General features: G+C 70.7%; 13 protein-coding genes and 1 pseudogene. 4 read left to right on the top strand and 10 right to left on the bottom strand.

Annotation, left to right across the window (positions count from 1 at the left end; genetic code table 11):
* Both JGS39_RS27455 and JGS39_RS27450 read right to left on the bottom strand, forming a co-directional pair.
* Window positions 1–531 (bottom strand): TerD family protein (locus tag JGS39_RS27455; protein WP_219572283.1); only part of this gene is annotated, 531 nt, incomplete at its 3' end.
* Between the two features lie 151 nt (window positions 532–682).
* A complete protein-coding gene (locus JGS39_RS27450) occupies window positions 683–1306 on the bottom strand; it encodes a M48 metallopeptidase family protein (protein WP_219572282.1) in 624 nt (207 codons plus the stop codon).
* Window positions 1307–1493: 187 nt separating this feature from the next.
* Here JGS39_RS27450 and JGS39_RS27445 point away from each other — a divergent pair, with 187 nt between their 5' ends.
* The gene (locus JGS39_RS27445) at window positions 1494–2639 is read left to right on the top strand and encodes a ThiF family adenylyltransferase (RefSeq protein WP_219572281.1); all 1146 of its coding nucleotides are present in this window, start codon (window positions 1494–1496) and stop codon (window positions 2637–2639) included.
* 41 nt (window positions 2640–2680) lie between these two features.
* Window positions 2681–4270 (top strand): ABC1 kinase family protein, encoded by a 1590-nt coding sequence (locus tag JGS39_RS27440; protein ID WP_236064284.1) that lies wholly within the window; start codon window positions 2681–2683, stop codon window positions 4268–4270.
* Window positions 4271–4368: 98 nt separating this feature from the next.
* Here the strand turns inward: JGS39_RS27440 and JGS39_RS27435 are convergent, their stop codons facing one another.
* The 5 genes from JGS39_RS27435 to JGS39_RS27415 form a co-directional block, all read right to left on the bottom strand.
* Window positions 4369–4572 (bottom strand): hypothetical protein, encoded by a 204-nt coding sequence (locus tag JGS39_RS27435; protein ID WP_219572280.1) that lies wholly within the window; start codon window positions 4570–4572, stop codon window positions 4369–4371.
* 192 nt (window positions 4573–4764) lie between these two features.
* Window positions 4765–5088: a putative WhiB-interacting protein gene (locus JGS39_RS27430; RefSeq protein WP_219572284.1), complete on the bottom strand. Its 324-nt coding sequence runs from the start codon at window positions 5086–5088 to the stop codon at window positions 4765–4767.
* Between the two features lie 32 nt (window positions 5089–5120).
* On the bottom strand, window positions 5121–5489 hold the full coding sequence (locus JGS39_RS27425; RefSeq protein ID WP_093549938.1) for a WhiB family transcriptional regulator: 369 nt from the start codon (window positions 5487–5489) through the stop codon (window positions 5121–5123).
* A gap of 173 nt (window positions 5490–5662) precedes the next feature.
* Window positions 5663–6004, bottom strand: coding sequence for a hypothetical protein (locus JGS39_RS27420; RefSeq protein ID WP_219572279.1), 342 nt, complete (start codon window positions 6002–6004; stop codon window positions 5663–5665).
* A 165-nt stretch (window positions 6005–6169) separates the two neighbouring features.
* A complete protein-coding gene (locus tag JGS39_RS27415) occupies window positions 6170–8359 on the bottom strand; it encodes an ATP-dependent DNA helicase UvrD2 (protein WP_219572278.1) in 2190 nt (729 codons plus the stop codon).
* 230 nt (window positions 8360–8589) lie between these two features.
* Between JGS39_RS27415 and JGS39_RS27410 the strand changes: the two genes are divergently transcribed.
* Both JGS39_RS27410 and JGS39_RS27405 read left to right on the top strand, forming a co-directional pair.
* Window positions 8590–8832 (top strand): mycoredoxin, encoded by a 243-nt coding sequence (locus JGS39_RS27410; RefSeq protein ID WP_148020608.1) that lies wholly within the window; start codon window positions 8590–8592, stop codon window positions 8830–8832.
* Between the two features lie 221 nt (window positions 8833–9053).
* Window positions 9054–9865 (top strand): annotated as a pseudogene (locus JGS39_RS27405) (phosphotransferase).
* A gap of 18 nt (window positions 9866–9883) precedes the next feature.
* On the opposite strand, the gene nudC reads toward JGS39_RS27405, so the two are convergent.
* The 3 genes from nudC to JGS39_RS27390 form a co-directional block, all read right to left on the bottom strand.
* Window positions 9884–10828 (bottom strand): NAD(+) diphosphatase, encoded by a 945-nt coding sequence (gene nudC / locus JGS39_RS27400; protein WP_219572277.1) that lies wholly within the window; start codon window positions 10826–10828, stop codon window positions 9884–9886.
* A gap of 44 nt (window positions 10829–10872) precedes the next feature.
* The gene (locus JGS39_RS27395; protein ID WP_219572276.1) at window positions 10873–12267 is read right to left on the bottom strand and encodes a dipeptidase; all 1395 of its coding nucleotides are present in this window, start codon (window positions 12265–12267) and stop codon (window positions 10873–10875) included.
* 10 nt (window positions 12268–12277) lie between these two features.
* Window positions 12278–12790, bottom strand: a 513-nt coding sequence (locus JGS39_RS27390) for a PD-(D/E)XK nuclease family protein (RefSeq protein ID WP_219572275.1), incomplete at its 5' end; no start/stop codon positions are given.

Below are 12790 nucleotides of genomic sequence, written 5' to 3'. Positions count from 1 at the left end.
CTCCTCGGCGACCTCACCGCCGAAGTTCTTCAGCAGCGCGTCGAGCCCGCCGTCGAAGCCCTGGCCGACGGCGGCGAACCGCCAGACGTCCTTGAGGTAGAAGTCACCCAGCATCACCGCGCGCTCGGTGGTGAACTCCGAGCCCGTGAAGGCGTACCTGACGACTTCCTCGCCACCCGCGACGATCCGGATGTACCCCGGACCGACCTGCGACATCTGTCCGGCACCGTCCAGCGTCGCGGTGAAGGACAGTTTGTGGATGTTCGCCGGAATGCGGTCCAGAGTGACGCGGAACGACTCCGTGTCACCGGCCTGCGCGCCGAGGAGCTGAATGGACTCCTCGGGCGATTTCGGCTGATTGAAGAAGATGAAATAACGGTCGTCGGAGAGCTGCTCATTGGCATCGAGGCCGAAGCAGCTGATGTCAAAGGTCAGTCCCGGGCCGGCGATCTGCACACCTACGTACAGGTCCGTCCCCGGCGTGAGATCGCTGATCTTGGCCTTGTGGCCGCGTTGGAATTCCCTGGCCATGCGTAACGACCGTCCCCCATCCGGAAGGTGAATGCGTCGCGTCAGGCTAACCGCAAACTCAGGCATTGGGCCAAGCCGGTACAGACCCGGTACAAATCGCGAACGTCACTCACCGCGTACATCCGCCGTCACTCACCACATACGGCGAGCGTCACTCACCGCGTGCGGCAGGCAGGTGCGGCAGCCGGTCGGCGGCCACCACCCCTTCGAGATAGCCCCGGGCCCGCTCGGTACGGGGGTAGGCGTCGAGAAGCCGCCAGAACCGCGGTCCGTGCCCGGGCACCAGGAGATGGGCCAGTTCGTGGACGAGCACGTAGTCGACGACGTACTCCGGCATGCCCTGCAGACGGTGCGAGAGCCGGATGCTGCCCTCGGCAGGGGTGCACGACCCCCAACGGGTGTTCTGGTTGGTCACCCACCGGACCGAGACAGGCCGGGCCCTGCCCTCGAAATACTGGGCGGACAGACGCTCCGCCCGCTCCGCGAGTTCACTGTCGCCGAGAATCCGCTTGTTCTCCTGGGCGGCGAGCTTGTCGAGCATCACGCTCACCCAGCGCCGCTCCTCGGCCTCTGACATCCGGGCGGGAATCAGCACGATGGTCCGGTCGCCCTCCCGGTACGCGGAGACCGTTCTGCTACGACGGTTGCTCCTGCGAACCTCGACCGCGCTCGTCGCCGAGGCACGGGGCGGATGGTCGGCCGCACTGCGCCGGTGGGTTCCGGCGCCGCGCGCGGAAGTCTCCCCGGCGAAGCCGGGTGACGAGTCGGCGGGCACGCCACGACGTTACCCGCTGTCAGTGGGGGAAGTCCCGCCTCCGGGACGGTTCACACATGATCCGCCCCATGGCTTGCACCATTTGAACGACTAATACCCCCCGCCTGTGGATAACTTTTCGCACGGTTCCGCGGCGCGCCGCATTCTGGCAATGGATCTCACGCAGCCACACAGACCGGGGGAAGCCGTGCATCCGATGTTGAAGCCCGCACTGCGCCGCGCATGGCGCGGCAGCGGCACCGTGCAATTCGGAGTGACGCCCGCACATGCGGTCAAGGTCGGCCCGATGGATATCGCGACGGGCTGTTTCCTGGAACTGCTCGACGGGACGCGCGGGATGTCCCTGCTACGCGCAGAGGCCGGGGCGCTGGACCTGAACGACCATCAAGTGGACACAATCGTGGCGCGGTTGATGGACGCGGGACTCGTCGACGATGTCCGGGCGGGCGGCCCGGAAGCCGACGCGCTACGCAGCCGGGCGGACGTACTGGAACGTCACCGACCCGACCTGGCGTCACTCTCCGTCGTCCATCCCGAACCGGGCGGAGGGCTGCGACGGCTGGCGGCCCGCCGCTCCATGCGCGTCCAGGTACGAGGAGCCGGCCGGGTAGGAGCGGCGATCGCGGCGGTGCTTTCCGGATCGGGGGTGGGCCGGGTCGAGGTCCTGGACGGCGGGTGCGCCGAACCGTGCGACGTGTCGCCCGGGGGCCTGCCTGCCTCGGCGGTCGGCGAGCGCCGGGACTCGGCGGCGCGGCAACTGGTCCGCCGCTCCTTCCCCGGTCCTGCGCCCCGGAGCGTGCAGCCGGTGGCCGGACACGCCGGTGGGGAACCCGGCCTGTCCCTGATCGTCGTCGCCCCACGCGACGGCTTGACCGGCTATGTGCCCGATCCGCGCACCGCCGAGCCGTGGATCGCCTCGGGCACACCCCATCTCTATGCCGGAGTCATCGAGGCAACCGGGTTCGTCGGACCGCTGGTGCTGCCGGGAGGAACAGCCTGTGCGGGTTGCCTCGATCTGAACCGGCGCGACCGGGACCAGCAGTGGCCGCGGATGCTGGCTCAGTGGCAGTCCGGGCGGCGCACCGCCGTGCAGGCTTGCGATCTGGGTCTGGCGACAGCGGTGGCGGGACTCGCGGCGTCCCACGCGCTGGCCTTCCTCGACGGCGAACTGCCGGCCAGTACCGCGGCCCGCTGGGAGGCGGCGCTGCCGCTGTTGGACTGGCGGTCGGAGCAGATCGGGGCACACGTCGACTGTTCCTGCGGAGCGGGTGGGCACACTGAGGGGGTGCGCACCTCCGGGGCCGGCACGGCGCACGACACAATGGCCGGGTAACCGCCGCACGCAGCGCGGCAGTCTGGGATTTGGAGGGGCATATGTCTGATCTTCCCCGGAAGGCGGTCACCCGAACCGCCAAGCTGGCCGCGCTGCCTTTGGGGTTCGCCGGCCGTGCCACGTGGGGGCTGGGAAAGCGCATCGGCGGGAAGTCCGCGGAACTGGTCGCTCGCGAAGTGCAGCAGCGCACCGCCGATCAGCTCTTCAAGGTGCTGGGCGAACTGAAGGGCGGGGCCATGAAGCTCGGGCAGGCCCTGTCCGTCTTCGAGTCCGCTCTCCCGGAAGAGGTCGCGGGTCCCTACCGTGCGGCCCTGACGAAACTCCAGGAGGCCGCCCCTCCCCTGCCGGTCGCCACGGTCCACGCGGTGCTGGCGGAGCGGCTCGGCGAGGACTGGCGTGAGCTGTTCCTGGAGTTCGAGGACAAGCCGTCGGCGGCCGCCTCGATCGGGCAGGTGCACCGGGCGGTGTGGCACGACGGCCGGGACGTCGCTGTGAAGGTGCAGTACCCGGGCGCGGGCGAGGCACTGCTCTCGGACCTCACCCAACTCAGCCGGTTCGCCCGGCTGCTCGGCCCGCTGGTTCCCGGCATGGACATCAAGCCGCTCATCACCGAGCTGAGGGACCGGGTGTCGGAGGAACTGGACTACGAACAGGAGGCGCAGTCGCAGCGGGAACACACCGCGGAGTTCGCGGACGACCCAGATGTCGTGGTCCCCGGGGTTGTCCACCAGGCCGATCAGGTACTGGTCACCGAATGGATCGGCGGTGTGCCGCTGGCCGACGTGATCGCCGACGGGACCCCGGAGCAACGGGACCGGGCCGGACAGCTGCTGGCCAGGTTCCTGTTCTCCGGACCCGCACGCACCGGACTGCTGCACGCGGACCCGCACCCCGGAAACTTCCGGCTGCTGCCCGCGGGCCCAGCCGTCGCATCGGACGGCGAGGCCGGTCAGGACGACGGTGCTGTGGAGGCCGGCGCGGATCGGTGGCGTCTGGGGGTGCTGGACTTCGGCACGGTGGACCGGCTGCCGGGCGGGCTGCCGCAGACCATCGGGGACTCCCTGCGGCTGACGCTCCAGGGGGATGCGGACTCCGTGTACGAACTGCTGCGTGAGGAAGGGTTCGTCAAGGACTCGATCGACCTCGCGCCGGACGCCGTCCTCGACTACCTCCTTCCGATCATCGAGCCGGCCGAGGTGGACGAGTTCACCTTCAGCCGGTCCTGGATGCGCAACCAGGCCGCCCGTATAGCGGACCCGCGCTCTCCCGCTCATCAGCTGGGCAAGCAGCTGAACCTGCCGCCCGCCTACCTGCTGATACACCGGGTGACGCTGAGCACGATCGGGGTGCTGTGCCAGCTCGGCGCCACGGTCCGGCTGCGGGAGGAACTGGAGTCCTGGCTCCCGGGGTTCCTGTCGGTGGAGGACGAGGAGCAGGAGGCGTCGCCTGTCGTGGAGGCATCCCCCGACGATGGACCGACGGTGCGTGAAGTGACGGCGGAGGACGAGGCCCTGGATGGCGCCGCGGCTCCCACGGACGTGGCTGCGACTCCCGCAGAGGTGGCCGCGGCTCCCGCAGAGGTGGCTGCGGGTCCCGCAGAGGTGGCTGCGGCTCCCGCGGACGTGAGTTAGGGGCGCCCTCGTTCGGATCGTGCCGGGCTCGCGGGGTCCGGCACGATCCCTGCGAAAGGCCTAGCCGGCGGGCCGGGCGGGGGCGGCAGCCACCGGCGTCACCACCAGGCGGAGTCGAGGCGGCCCTCGATGGCCCGGATGTGGGTGCGGGCGCAGTCGTCGCAGAAGTAGTGACGACTGCCGTTCTCCACGGAACAGAGCCAGGTCGGCGGTGCGTTCTCGCTCGCGGCGCGGGCGCCGCACAGGGCGCACACGACGTCCGCGGTGCCGCCTGGTCCGGAGCAATCCGTCTCCTCGTCCACCTCGTGACGATAACTCCCCGGTGAGGATCCGGCACGGCGCCGGTGGCATCAGCGGCATCGGCCGGAACACGGCCGCGGGGCCGGTCCGAGTGGACCGGCCCCGCGACAGGGGTACGGATATGGGTTCTGCTTGCCGGGGAGCAGAGAGCGGCTGTCCCCGGCGGATACTGCCGGTGCGCGGTACTGCTGGGTTCAGTGCATGACCGCCATGGCCAGCGCACGGCGGGCGCGCATCGAGGCGCGCTCGGCCCGGCGCTGCATCCGCCGCGCGGTGATCAGGCGCACTGCCTGACGCTCCACGGCGGATTCCCGCAGGCGGTCGTGCATATGCGCACGAGCCAGGGCTTCTGGGATGAGTTGCATCTCGCGGGTCCTGTTCTGACGCGAGTCGTTCGCGCCGATGATGGTGACGTTCGGTGTCGCGGAGCCGACGGGCTCCCTCGTGGGGATGGTCATTGGTGCCTGGTTTCGGGGGTCGTGGGTCAGGGGACGGTCGATGGTTCCGATGCGTTTCATGGGCTTGGGGGCCATGACCCCCAGGTCGGCGGTCACGCCGCGACCGGGTTCTTGCGGGGACGGCCACGCGGCCGCTTGCGAGCGACGACGACGCCCTGGATGAAGAGCTCGCCACCCCAGACACCCCACGGCTCGCGGCGCTCCTTGGCGCCTGCGAGGCAGGCCTCGACGAGCGGACAGGTGCGGCAGAGGGACTTGGCGTACTCGACGTCGGCCGGCGACTCGGCGAAGAAGACCTCGGGGTCGTAGGAACGGCAGGGGACGGGCACGCCGAGGTTCTCGATGGCGTCGTCGAGCGCGGTGAGCGCGGTGAGGGGGATCAAGGTGGAGTCCTCCGTGAGGCCGGGCGGGGGGATCGTGTCGGAAGGCGGGACGGACGGGGCGTGCGCTTCGAGTTGCACGGTGGTGGTGTCCTCGTCTGGTCGTTTCCGGCCTGTTGGCCGGGGGGCGGCTGGTACCAGGTCTTGCTTGTCCCGAGGCTCCTTCGCGCTGTCTCGTCCGTTCGGACAAAACAAAAGGGCCGCGGATCCCGAGTGGGGTTCCGCGGCCCTGAAGGCGCCGGTCCGATCGTCGATCAGACTGGATCACTCCAGGGTTCAGGCCCACGGAAGGCCCACATCGTGTGGTGGTGCGTCGTCTTCTTGGCTCCGGCTCCGGCTTCCGATCCCGCACCGACGGCCGCAAAGGCATAGGCCTGGGCCTGTCCCTTCGCTACTGCTGCTGCCGGTGCCTGAGCCGGTCGCTCATTGCGCTCCCGCACAGGAAGGCCGGCCAGAGGCAGCAGGCTGACGGCGGAAATGCCGGACATACCGGTGCCACGAAGCGAGGAATCCGAAGAGCAGGCGAGGCCGAGCGAGCAGGCGGCGGAGACGACCGAGAGATCGGTCATTTTGTTGGTCTCGATGATGCTGATCACTTCAATCGCCTCCTCTCGGCGTCTCTGGGGACCGGTCGAGCCGGTCCTACGTATTCGGATAAGTACAGCACAGGGTCAGGGCTTCAGAGAAGTCGCTGTTCCCGTGGTTAAGAACCTATGGTGATGACTGGGGCGGGCGCAAACTATTTTTTCGACGAGTTTTTCTCACATCTCCTCGTCGGCCGCCCCGGGATCCTCAACCCCGTCCCCACCTGCGCAGATGTCCAGGACGGCGGCGCCGAACCGGCCCAGCTTCCGCGCGCCGACCCCGGAGATCCCGGCCAGTTCGCCCTCGGTGCCGGGCACCGCCTCGGCGATGGCCATCAGCGTCTTGTCGGTGAACACGCAGTACGCGGGCTGGCCGATGTCCTGCGCCCGCGCCGCACGCCAGTCGCGCAGCCGCTCGTAGAGCGCCTCGTCCATGTCGGACGGGCAGTCGTCGCAGCGCATCAGCTTCATCTCGCCGGCATCCGTCAGCGTCTTGCCGCAGACCCTGCACAGCGCGGGCCCACGCCGCTTGCGCCGGGCCGCGGCCGGGCGCTCGATCCCGCCGCTGCCGCCTGTCGTCGCCCGGCCGCCGAGCGCCGCCGAGCCGGGGCGCACCCCGTTCAGGAACCGGCTCGGCCGGCGGCCGGCCCGGCCACCGGGTGAGCGGGCCAGCGACCACGACAGCGAGAGATGGAAACGGGCCCGGGTGACACCGACGTAGAGCAGCCGACGCTCCTCCTCGATCTGCTCGTCCGTCTTCGCGTAGGTGATCGGCATCATGCCCTCGGTCAGCCCGACCAGGAACACGGCGTCCCACTCGAGCCCCTTCGCCGAGTGCAGGGAGGCCAGCGTGACCCCCTGGACCGTGGGGGCGTGCTGGGCGGCCGCCCGCTCGTCCAGTTCGGCGACCAGGTCGGACAGCGTCGCGCCCGGCCTGGCCTGTTCGAAGTCCTCGGCCAGCCTGACCAGGGCGGCCAACGACTCCCAGCGGTCACGCACCGCTCCCGAGCCGGTGGGCGGTTCGCTGCTCCACCCCTTGGTGGAGAGCACCGCCCGCACCTCGGAGGGCAGCCCCTCCGCATCGTCCAGCAGGGAGTCGTTGCCCCCCGCCCGGGCCGCTCCGCGCAGGGCGACGCCCGCCTCCCGCACCTCCGGGCGGTCGAAGAACCGCTCCGCGCCCCTGAGCTGGTAGGGCACGCCCGCGTCCGCGAGGGCCTGCTCGTAGACCTCGGACTGGGAGTTGACCCGGTAGAGCACGGCGATCTCACCGGCAGGGACACCGGCGGCGATCAGATCCCGGATACGGCGGGCGGTGCCCTCGGCCTCGGCGGGCTCGTCCGCGTACTCCAGGTAGGCGGGTTCGGGGCCGGACTCGCGCTGCGAGACCAGTTCGAGCCGGTGCTCGGCGGCCCGGCCCCGGGCCTGCGAGAGCAGCCCGTTGGCCAGATGGACGACCTGGGGTGTGGAGCGGTAGTCGCGGACGAGTTTGACCACGGTGGCCCGGGGGTGGCGGGTGCGGAAGTTGAGCAGGTGGTCGGGGGTGGCCCCGGTGAAGGAGTAGATCGTCTGGCTGGCGTCGCCGACGACGCACAGGTTGTCGCGGTCGCCGAGCCAGAGGTCGAGGAGCCGTTGCTGGAGCGGGCTCACGTCCTGGTACTCGTCGACGACGAAGTGCTGGTACTGACGGCGCACGTGGTCGGCGATGTCGTGCCGGTCCTGGAGGATGCCGACGGTGAGGAGCAGCACGTCCTCGAAGTCGATCACCGTGCGGTCGCGCTTCAGCTGTTCGTACATCGCGTAGACCTGGGAGATCTCGGCGGGATCGCGCGGGGCGTCGCGCTGGGACTTGGCGACCACGGCCGGATAGTCGGCGGGCACGGTCTGGGTGACCTTGGCCCACTCGATCTCGCTCGTGACATCGCGCAGCTCGTTGCGGTCGAGCCGGATGCGGCAGCGGGCCGCCGCCTCGGCGACCAGCTGGACCTTGCGCTCCACCAGCCGGGGCAGATCACCACCGACTGCTTTCGGCCAGAAGTACTGGAGCTGACGCAGCGCCGCGGAGTGGAAGGTCCGTGCCTGCACCCCACCCGCGCCGAGCTGGCGCAGGCGCCCGCGCATCTCGCCGGCGGCGCGGTTGGTGAACGTGACGGCAAGCACACTCGTCGGCTGGAGTATCCCCGCGCGCACCCCGTACGCGATGCGGTGCGTGATGGCCCGCGTCTTGCCCGTACCGGCTCCGGCCAGCACGCACACCGGGCCCTGCAGGGCCTCGGCGACCTCGCGCTGCTCGGGGTCGAGCCCGTCGAGGACGGCGTCGGCGGTGTCGGGGACCTGGGGGAAGAGGGTGGAATGCGTTGCTGATGTCACCCCGCCATGCTGCCAGGTCGGAAGGGGCGGCCGCGGAAGTTGTCCACAGGGCCGCCCCGTCCGTCGTACTAATCGGGGGCGGGTCCGGGAATGGTGGCCAGGTCACGTGCGTTCTCCTTCCGTGCGGCAACGCATGTCCCCCGATTCACGTGTGACGGACGAGACGCGCACGCGATGGGGCGGGACGTGGCGGGATTGCCGCGGCCGATGAGACAGAGGAGCGCGAAGACATGCCGGGCACTGTGACGATGTACAGCACCACGTGGTGCGGCTACTGCCGTCGGCTCAAGGGCCAGATGGACCGCGAGGGCATCGCGTACACCGAGATCAACATCGAGCAGGACCCGGAGTCGGCGGCCTTCGTCGAGAAGGCGAATGGCGGAAACCAGACGGTCCCGACCGTGCTCTTCCCCGACGGTTCGACCCTGACGAACCCGAGTCTCGCCCAGGTGAAGCAGGCGCTGGGCGCCTGACGCGCTGACGCACACGACCCCCGACCGGCCCGCCGCCGGATCGGGGGTCTTCGCATATCCGCCCGCCTGCCCGCGCGACGCCGGATCGAAGGCCTTCACATGTCCGCCCACGCGACGCCGGATCGAAGGCCGTCGCATATCCGCCCGCCCGGCACCGGACCAAAGGTCTTCACAAGTCCGCCCGCGCGGGCCCGGCCCGGCTCGTCGATAGCGTGATCGGCATGACGACCGAGGACGAGGCGGACGGCGAGGCACTGGCCGGGGGCACGGCGAACGCGGGGGCGGTGTTCCGCCGGGGTGCGTGGGTGGAGCGTCCGGCGCCGCACCACGCACACGCCCTCCATGCCCATCTCCTCGCGCTGGAGGAGTCCGGCTTCGACGCGGCTCCGACTCCCGTGGGCCTCACCGCTGACGGCCGTGAGCGGCTGACGTTCGTTCCCGGTGACGTGGCTCTTCCGCCGTTCCCGTCCTGGGTGATGACGACGACCGCACTCGGGTCGGTGGGGCCCTGGTGCGCCGCCTGCACGAGGCCTCGGCGGGCATCCCGGTCGACCCGGATGTCGCGTGGCCCCAGGACCTCGCCGACCCGGAGGGCGGAACCGTGGTGTGCCACAACGACGTGTGTCCGGAGAACGTCGTCTTCCGCGCCGGCCGTGCCGCCGCCCTGATCGATTTCGACCTGGCGGCTCCCGGCCGTCCGCTCTGGGATGTCGACATGGCTGCCCGCTACTGGGTGCCGATGCTTGATCCGGAGTCCGCGGCCGCCCTGTATCCCGCCGGGCCGGACGCGTCCGCGCGGCTGCGGATCCTCGCCGAAGGCTACGGCCTCACGCCCGAGGACCGTGTCGCACTGCCCGGCATGATCGGACGGGCCACGCAGGTCTGCCGGGCGTTCGTCGCCCGCCGCGTGGCCGACGACGATCCCGTCTACCTCCGCGTGCTGGCCGAGCGCGGCGGATGGCAGCGCTGGGGCCGTGTGCAGGCCTGGCTGGCCGCCCACCGCGAGACGTTCACGGCCGCGCTGCTCGACTGACCCGGCGGCCCCGCCGGGTCAGCTCGCGCGGACCGGCTTCGGGAGCGGCTTGCCGTACCAGATCTCGATCAGGCGGGCGGCGATCGAGATGCCGAACGGCGGCAGGATCTCGCCCGACTCGAAGGCGGCCGTCAGCTCCTCGCGGGAGAACCAGCGAGCCTCCTCGATCTCCTCGCCGTCGACGTTGATGTCGAACGTCGTGGCCCGTGCCATGAAACCGAGCATCAGGCTGGAGGGGAAGGGCCAGGGCTGGCTGGCGATGTACTCGACCTCGCCGACCGTGATGCCCGCTTCCTCGAACACCTCGCGGGCCACTGACTGCTCGATGGACTCGCCCGGCTCGACGAATCCGGCCAGGGTGGAGAACCGGCCCTCGGGCCAGTGGACCTGGCGGCCCAGCAGTGCGCGGTCCTGGTCGTCGGTGACGAGCATGATGACCGCGGGGTCGGTACGCGGGTAGTGCTCGGCGCCGCAGGCCTGGCAGCGGCGGATGTGGCCGGCCGCCGCGATGACCGTGCGCTCGCCGCAGCGCGAGCAGAAGCGGTGCAGCCGCTGCCAGTTCTCCAGCGCCACCGCGTGCACCATCAGCCCTGCGTCGCGGGCGCCGAGGAGCAGGCCCGCCTCGCGCAGGCCCGCCGGGCGCGCCGACTGGTCCATGCGGCCCGGCAGCGTGTCCTTCTGGAGGGCGAAGTAGCTGACCCCGTCGTCGTCGGTGCCGAGGAAGTAGCGGTGGGTCTCGGTGACCGGTGCCTCGAAGGCGGGGGTCATCACGAGTTCGGTGCCGTCGGCGGTGTCGTCGATCAGCACCTGCCCGCCGGATACGACGAAGACCCGGGTCGTCGGGTGGCTCCACGCGGCGGACAGCCAGGCCTCGTCGAGGCGGTGGTGCGCCGCGCGGTCGATGCCGCTCGGCGCGGTCAGACCGATGGGCCGGTCCGTGGTGGCGTTGTCGAAGGTGCTCACAGGTGCTTCCTACTCCCCCGGGATGGATCGGGTGTTCAGAGGATTCAGCGGAGTGCGGCTGCCAGTTCGCCCCAGAGGTGGGCGGTGGTCTCCACACCCTTGAACAGCAGGTCGAGTTCGACCTTCTCGTTGGGGGCGTGCCAGCCGTCGGACGGTACGGAGATGCCCAGGAAGAGGACGGGGGCGCCGAGCACGTCCCTGAGGTCGGCGGCGGGTCCCGAGCCTCCTTCGCGGGTGAAGAGGACCTTCTGGCCGAAGGCCCGTCCCATCGCGCGGGCCACGGCCTGCAGCGCGGGGTGGTCCAGGGGCGTGAGGCAGGGGCGGGTGGCCGGGAGGAAGGTGATCCGGTGGCGGATACCAGCCGGGATGCGGTCCTCGGCCCAGGCCCGGACGGCCTTCTCGATGTGGTCCGGGTCCTGGCCGTCGACCAGGCGGAAGCTGATCTTGACCAGGGCGGAGGACGGGATGACCGTCTTGCTTCCGGCGCCCTGGTAGCCGCCGCCGATGCCGTTGACCTCGGCGGTGGGGCGGGCCCAGATGCGTTCCAGCGTGGAGTAGCCGGCCTCGCCGGAGGCCGCCTGCGACTTGGCGGTACGCAGCCAGGTGGCCTCGTCGAAGGGCAGTGCGGCGAAGAGCGCGCGTTCGGTGTCGGTGAGTTCGGCCACACCGTCGTAGAAGCCGGGCACGGCGACCCGGCCGTCGGCGTCGTGGAGCGCCGCGACGAGTCGGGCGATCTCCGTGGCGGGGTTGGGGACGGCGCCGCCGAACGATCCGGAGTGGATGTCCTGCTCCGGCCCGTGCAGCTCGATCTCGCACTCGGCGAGGCCGCGCATGCCGGTGCAGACGGTCGGGGTCGTCTCGTCCCACATGCCGGTGTCGGAGACGATCACGGCGTCCGCGCCGAGGCGGTCGGCCCGCTGCTCCACGAGGGCGCGGAAGTGCGGGGAGCCGGACTCCTCCTCGCCCTCGACGAGGAGCTTGAGGTGGACGGCTGGGGTCGTGCGGCCCGTGGTGGCGAGGTGGGCCCGGACGCCGAGGGTGTGGAAGAACACCTGCCCCTTGTCGTCGGCCGCGCCGCGCCCGTACATCCGGCCGTCGCGGATCACCGGTTCGAACGGGTCGGTGTCCCAACCGTCCTCGCGGGCGGCGGGCTGCACGTCGTGGTGCCCGTAGACGAGGACCGTGGGCGCGTCCGGGTCGTCGGAGGGCCACTCGGCGAAGACGGCGGGTGCGCCGTCGGTCTCCCAGATCTCGGTGACCGGGAAGCCCGTCTCCTTCAGCTTGGCGGACAGCCAGGCGGCGCTGCGTCGTACATCCCCGTCGTGTTCCGGCTGCGCGGATACGGACGGGATGCGCAGCCACTCGGCGAGGTCGTCGAGGAAGGCTGCGCGGTGCTGCTCGGTGTACGTACGGACGGCGCTGTCCGGGGTGTCGCTCATGACCTTCAGCTTATCCGTCCGTAGGAGGTGGCTCGTCCAGGAGGATCCGCTCCAGTTCCGGGCGGCCCGGGAGGCGGGCGGGGCGGACGCTCTCGCCGCTGCGCACGAAGAGGAAGGTGGCCGTCACGTCGGTGAGCGGCAGCCCGTGCAGTTCGGCCCAGGCGAGGCGGTAGACGGCGAGCTGCAGGGGGTCGGCGGTGTTGGTGCGGCTGGTCTTCCAGTCGACGATCTCGTACGTGTTCCCCGTGCGGTACACCGCGTCGATGCGGCCCCGGATCACCCGGCCGGCCAGGGTGATCTGGAACGGCGTCTCCACCCGGTAGGGGGTGCGGCGGGCGTACGGGGTGCGCTCGAAGGCCTCCTTGAGCTCGGCGAGATCGCGCTCGTCGGCGATGTCGGCGTCGCTCTCGTCACCGCCGGGCAGCTCGTCGGGGCCGAGCATGGGCAGCGGCAGCTCCTCGAAGCGGGACTCGACCCAGGCGTGGAAGCGGGTGCCCCGGCGGTGACGAGAGCGACGCCGACA

The sequence above is a fragment of the Streptomyces poriferorum genome (assembly GCF_019399235.1).
Classification (GTDB): domain Bacteria; phylum Actinomycetota; class Actinomycetes; order Streptomycetales; family Streptomycetaceae; genus Streptomyces; species Streptomyces poriferorum.
The sequence above is the reverse complement of the archived record's forward strand: the minus strand, read 5'-3'. Positions and strand labels throughout refer to the sequence as shown.

What these genes read in the sequence shown, in the direction of transcription:
- JGS39_RS27395 (WP_219572276.1), bottom strand. Translation starts at nt 12,267, where the DNA reads ATGAGCGACACCCCGGACAGCGCCGTCCGTACGTACACCGAGCAGCAC.
- JGS39_RS27440 (WP_236064284.1), top strand. Translation starts at nt 2,681, where the DNA reads ATGTCTGATCTTCCCCGGAAGGCGGTCACCCGAACCGCCAAGCTGGCC.
- JGS39_RS27430 (WP_219572284.1), bottom strand. Translation starts at nt 5,088, where the DNA reads ATGAAACGCATCGGAACCATCGACCGTCCCCTGACCCACGACCCCCGA.
- JGS39_RS27410 (WP_148020608.1), top strand. Translation starts at nt 8,590, where the DNA reads ATGCCGGGCACTGTGACGATGTACAGCACCACGTGGTGCGGCTACTGC.